Source organism: Dietzia sp. SYD-A1 (assembly GCF_015356725.1).
Lineage (GTDB): Bacteria > Actinomycetota > Actinomycetes > Mycobacteriales > Mycobacteriaceae > Dietzia.
The window spans coordinates 1-4924 of the sequence record NZ_JADDKI010000339.1; the positions used below are offsets into that span (position 1 = coordinate 1).

A 4924-nucleotide genomic window follows, 5' to 3' on the forward strand; every position below is an offset into this window, starting at 1 on the left:
GCACTCCGCCGTACTCTCGGCGCGCTTCGAGCCATTACTGACCCATGCTCCTAGCCTCGCACCATGGGACGACGGACGAGTCGTCACCCCGCGCAGAGGATCATCGCCGGGAGTGACGCCAGAGGAGAGGTGGCGACCCTCGCGGTGGAGGAGCCGCTGGAGATCCGTCTCGGCGGACGACCCTATCTCGTCACGATGCGCACCCCGGGCGACGACATGGACCTGGCCGCCGGTTACCTGGTGTCAGAGGGAGCGATCTGGCACCGCGACCACCTCCCGGAGATCTGCTACTGCACCACGGTGAGCGGCCGCACCGAGCAGGACTACAACACCCTCACCGTGACCCTGTCCCCCGATGTCCCGGAGCCCCGGTCCGTCCGCGCGACCGCCATGACCAGCTCCTGCGGGGTGTGCGGCGTCGACTCGATCGCGGAGGTGCGCACGGCGACCCATTTCCCCGCCGAACCGGCCACCCCCCTGGTCGGGGCTGCGGTCCTGCTCTCCCTGCCCGACCGGCTCCGCGAGAAGCAGATCGTCTTCGGCCGGACCGGCGGGGTCCACGCGGCGGCACTGTTCTCCCCCGAGGGCGACCTGCTCTGCCTGCGCGAGGACGTGGGACGGCACAACGCGGTCGACAAGGTGGTGGGCTGGGCACTGCGCGAGGGCCGGCTCCCGCTACGAGAGACGATCCTGCAGGTCTCGGGGCGGGCCTCGTTCGAATTGGTGCAGAAGACCTCGATGGCGGGCATACCGGTGATCTCCGCGGTCAGCGCCCCCTCGTCGTTGGCCGTGGACCTCGCCGGCGAGACCGGGGTGACGCTGGTCGGGTTCAGTCGTGGCGACCGCGCCACCGTCTACACCCATCCGGAGCGCATCGGCGACTGATCTACCGGCCACGCGCACGCCGGGGCCGCGGCTGCGGCGAGGTGTGTTCGGGCGCACAATGGGCTTATGAGCCTGATTCCTCGCATCCGTCGGTCCGCGCCCGTCGCCGACATCGACGAGACCCGGATCCGGGTGGGCGAACCCGAGACCAGCGCGGCGGGTCTCAAGGCCGTCTCGGTGGCGCTCGAGCGGGGGATCTCGCAAGCCGGAGTGTCCCGGACGGCGCAGGCGTTGGCCCGCCTCAACCACCGCGGCGGCACCGACTGCCCCGGATGCGCCTGGCCCGAGTCCATCACCGGGCCGCGCAAACCCGCCGAGTTCTGCGAGAACGGCGCCAAGGCCGTGGCCGAGGAGTCCACCACCCGGACGGTGACCCCCGAGTGGTGGGCCGCCCACCCGATCCGCGAGCTACGTGACAAGACCGAGTACTGGCTGGGAAACCAGGGCCGGATCACCGAGCCGGTGGTGCTGCGACCGGGTGACGACCACTACTCCCCCATCTCCTGGCGGGACGCGTTCGCACTCATGGCCGAGCACGTGAACTCCACGTCGCCGGACCGCTGCGTGTTCTACACCTCGGGCCGCACCGCCAACGAGACCGCGTTCATGTACCAGCTGCTCGCGCGGTCGATCGGCACCAACAACCTGCCCGACTGCTCCAACATGTGTCACGAGTCGTCCGGATCGGCGATGACGCCCACGATCGGCATCGGCAAGGGGACCGTCTCGCTGGAGGATTTCGATCACGCGGACGTCATCCTCGTCGTCGGACAGAATCCCGGCACCAACCACCCGCGGATGCTCTCCGCCCTCACCGACGCCCGGCGACGCGGTGCCCACGTGGTGGCCGTGAACCCGTTGCCCGAGGCCGGCCTGCTCGGGTTCGCCGACCCCCAGTCCCCGACGGGGATCGCCAAGAGCCTCGTCGAGGGCGGAGGCGAGACCGTCGCGGACGACTTCCTGCAGATCAAGGTGGGTGGCGACCTCGCCTTGTTCCAAGCCCTCGGCCATCTGCTGCTGCGCGCGGAGGACGCGGCTCCGGGAACCGTGGTGGACCGCGAATTCGTGGACACGTGCACCGAGGGGTTCCGGGACTACGCCGCCGCGCGTGCCGCGCTGGACTGGGAGGCCACCGAGCGGGCCACGGGCATGCGACGCGACCAGATCGAGCGACTGGCCACGCTGCTCGTGCACTCGCGGGGCACGATCATCTGCTGGGCACTGGGACTCACGCAGCAGCCCCATTCGGTGGACACCCTGCGCGAGATCGTCAATGTTCTGCTGCTGCAGGGCAACTTCGGCAAGCCCGGCGCCGGCGCCTGCCCGGTCCGCGGACACTCGAACGTGCAGGGCGACCGGACCATGGGGATCTGGGAGAAACCGGGCGCGATGCTGCTGGACGGGCTCGACGATGAGTTCGGCATCACCTCGCCGCGTGAGCACGGCTACGACTCGACGGAGACACTCGAGGCGTTCGAGCGCGGTGACGTGGACGTGTTCGTCTCCATGGGCGGCAACTTCGCCAAGGCGTGCTCGGACACCGATGTGCTCGAGACCGGGATGCAGCGCACCGGGTTGACCGTGCACGTGTCGACCAAGCCCAACCGCTCACACGCGGTCCACGGTCAGACGTCGCTCATCCTCCCGACCCTCGGACGGACGGACCGTGACGACCGCCATCCGGGGGGCGCACAGTTCGTCTCGGTGGAGGACTCGATGTCGGTGATCCGCTCGTCCCAGGGGCGCCTGGAGCCGGTGTCGGACCAACTCCTCAGCGAACCGCAGATCGTCGCGGGCATGGCAGAGGCGATCCTGGGCCACGACCACCCGGTGGGGTGGCGGGCGATGGCGGAGGATTACGACGTCATCCGCGACCACATCTCGCGCGTGATCCCCGGGTTCTCGGACTACAACCGCCGGGTGCGACAGAAGTCCGGCTTCGTGCTGCCCAATCCGCCGCGCGACACCCGGTCCTTCGCGACTCCGTCGGGGCGCGCGCAGTTCACGGTGTCACCGCTGGAGTGGCTGGAGGCGCCGGCCGGGCACCTGATCCTGCAGACCCTGCGGTCGCACGATCAGTACAACACCACCTTCTACGGTCTCGACGACCGCTACCGGGGCATCTCCGAGGGCCGGCGGGTGATCCTGGTGAACCCGGACGACCTGCGCGACCTGGGTCTCGCGGACCGCCAGCTGGTCGACGTGGTGAGTGTGTTCACCGGCTCGGACAGAGTGACCAGCGAGCGCCGGGCGGACGAGTTCCGGCTGGTGTCCTACCCGACGGCCCGCGGCTGCTGCGCGGCCTACTTCCCCGAGGCCAACAACCTGGTCCACCGTCAGAACGTCGCGCGGGAGTCCAACACGCCCGGCTTCAAGGCGGTGACCGTCCGGTTCGAGCCGCGGAGTGAGCGCTAGCGAGGGCAGCGGCGAGCAACCGGCGCAACGGGCGGAGCCCGGTTCGAGCCGCGGAGTGAGCGCTAGCTGAGCCGGGTGCGTGCAGGAGCGCCCGCGGCCACCGCATCGCCGGACTCCGACTCGCCGTGCGGAACGTACCTCCGGCCGGGCGCCACGAACAGCAGCAGCACCGCCGCACCCGCCGCGACCATTCCCAGGGCGAACATCGCGTCGGAGATCCCTGTCGCGAAGACCTCCGCGGCGGCGTCGACGATGCCCTGCAGCGCGGGCCCGGCGATGGTGACGTACTCGACCGCTCCCGCGAAAGAGCTCTCCACCGCCTGCCGTCCGGACTCGGGCACGCCTGGCAGGACGTCGACGATCCCGGTGGCGTAGCTGCCTGCCAGGATGCTGCCGGAGATCGCGATGCCGATGGCGGCGCCCACCTCGCGCATCGCGTCGTTGACGGCGGCGGCCACGCCCTGCTCGTCCACCGAGATGTCGGACACGATCGCGGAGGTGGCGGGTGCGGTCGACACGCCCAGTCCCACACTGGCCACGAGCAGCGGCCAGAGGATCTCCCAGTAGGTCGAGTCCACTCCCAGTCGGGAGAGCAGGACCATCCCGGTCGCGATCGCCGCCAGTCCCACCACGGTGACCACCCGGAGTCCGACCCGCGCCGTGATGCGGGGCGAGAGGAGCGAGAAGACCATCACCGGGATCACCATCGGGGCCAGCGCCAGGGAGGCGGAAAGCGCGTCGTACCCCTTGACCAGCTGGAGGTACTGCACCATGAGCAGGAAGAACCCGAAGATCGTGAGGAACTGCATGCCCACGGCGACCGACCCGGTGGTGAAGCCGCGGCGCCGGAAGTACCGCACGTCGAGGAGGGGGTCGGTGGCGCGGAGTTCGACCAGGACGAAGCCGATCAGGCTCACGACCGCCGCCACCAGGGCGACGACGACGAGGGGTTCTCCGAAGCTCGTGTGCGCCCCCTCGATGAGCCCGAAGACGACTCCGCCGACCGCCAACGCCGAGAACACGGACCCCAGCACGTCCGGCCGACCGTGCCGGGAGGCCACGGATTCGCCGATGGTGAAGGCCGTCAGGAGCACGAGAAGGCCGACCACGGAGTAGACCACGAAGATCGACTTCCACGACCAGATCTGCAGCATGAGGCCCGAGCTGAGCAGGCCGACGATCCCGCCGATGCCCGCGAACCCGGCCCACATCCCCACTGCGGTGCCCCGGCGTTCGGACGGGAAGCTGGCGGTGAGCAGCGAGAGGGTGGAGGGCATGACGAACGCCGCGCCCACCCCTGCCACCGCCCGCAGGGCGATCACCCACAGCGGCGAGTCCAGCCAGATGGGCAGGGCCGAGGCCGCGGTGAACAGGACCAGTCCCACGATGAGGGTGGCCCGGCGGCCGAAGCGGTCCCCCAGCGCGCCGGCGGTGAGCACGAGCGCGGCGAGCGCCAGCGTGTAGGAGTCGATGATCCACGTGAGCTGGGCCTGGGTGGCGCCGGTGGCCACGGCGATGTCCGGCAGCGACGTGTACAGAGCGGACATCGTCGCGACGACCAGCGACACCGCCACGATGTTGACGAACAGCAGCCAGCGGCGCCGTCCGGTGGTCAGTTCCAGCA

At 70.1% G+C, this 4924-nt stretch carries 3 protein-coding genes; 2 read left to right on the forward strand and 1 reads right to left on the reverse strand.

Annotated features, from left to right (window positions below):
• Positions 1-63 precede the first annotated feature (63 nt).
• Together fdhD and IY392_RS13255 are read left to right on the forward strand one after the other, a co-directional pair.
• Positions 64-885, forward strand: a complete 822-nt coding sequence (gene fdhD, locus IY392_RS13250) for a formate dehydrogenase accessory sulfurtransferase FdhD (RefSeq protein WP_194861463.1) — start codon at positions 64-66, stop codon at positions 883-885.
• A gap of 66 nt (positions 886-951) precedes the next feature.
• Entirely contained in the window at positions 952-3300 is a 2349-nt protein-coding gene (locus IY392_RS13255) for an FdhF/YdeP family oxidoreductase (protein ID WP_194861464.1), read from the forward strand.
• Between the two features lie 62 nt (positions 3301-3362).
• Here the strand turns inward: IY392_RS13255 and IY392_RS13260 are convergent, their stop codons facing one another.
• On the reverse strand, positions 3363-4922 hold the full coding sequence (locus tag IY392_RS13260) for an MFS transporter (protein WP_228549388.1): 1560 nt from the start codon (positions 4920-4922) through the stop codon (positions 3363-3365).
• Positions 4923-4924 lie beyond the last annotated feature (2 nt).

Bases quoted from the DNA above. Each gene is read 5' to 3' on its own strand.
- fdhD (WP_194861463.1), top strand. From the start codon at position 64: ATGGGACGACGGACGAGTCGTCACCCCGCGCAGAGGATCATCGCCGGG.
- IY392_RS13255 (WP_194861464.1), top strand. From the start codon at position 952: ATGAGCCTGATTCCTCGCATCCGTCGGTCCGCGCCCGTCGCCGACATC.